The sequence below is a fragment of the Stenotrophomonas sp. HMWF003 genome, assembly GCF_003061285.1.
In the GTDB taxonomy this organism is placed as follows: domain Bacteria; phylum Pseudomonadota; class Gammaproteobacteria; order Xanthomonadales; family Xanthomonadaceae; genus Stenotrophomonas; species Stenotrophomonas maltophilia_AP.
This window is the reverse complement of the sequence record NZ_QAIW01000248.1, coordinates 27,099-27,721: the sequence shown is the minus strand read 5'-3', so window position 1 is coordinate 27,721 and position 623 is coordinate 27,099. Positions and strand designations below refer to the sequence as shown.

The 623-nt window shown below is 69.7% G+C and carries 1 pseudogene; it reads left to right on the top strand.

The features are described from left to right. Nucleotides 1-623 (top strand): annotated as a pseudogene (locus DBR34_RS22630) (S9 family peptidase); the annotation flags it as partial.

Here is a 623-nt window from a genome sequence, read left to right as displayed (position 1 = left end):
GCGCAGGAAGCCAGCTGGCGCCGCGCCGACGCCACCCGTGCGCCCGGCCCGGTCTACCTCGGCGCCGACGTGGAGATCGTCGGCAGCGCCCTCTCGCCCGACACCCGCAGCCTGATCGTGGTCACCAAGCCGAAGAGCTTCGACGAAGGCCGCGGCGGCAAGATGCCCAAGTACGTGACCGAATCGGGCTACGAAGAGTTCGAGGACACCCGCACCCGCGTGGGCCGCAACGATCCCGAACCGCATGCCCTGTGGCTGGTCGATGCGGTCACCGGCACGGTCAAGCCGCTCTCGCTGGACAACCTGCCCGGCATCGGCACCGACCCGCTGGCCGCGCTGCGCAAGGCCGCCGGCAAGGACGCGCTCAAGGGCAACCGCCCGCTGGAAGTGCTGGCCGGCCCCGGCAACCCCGGCATCCGCTGGAGCGCCGATGGCCAGCAGGCCGCGATCATGCTGCGCGCCAACGACAACAAGGACCGCTGGATTGCCAGCGTCAGTCCCGCCAGCGCCAAGCTGGAAAACCGCCACCGCCTGACCGACAGCGCCTGGATCAACTGGGGCTTCAACGACTTTGGCTGGTCCAACGACAACCGCACGCTGTGGCTGCTGTCCGAAGAATCGGG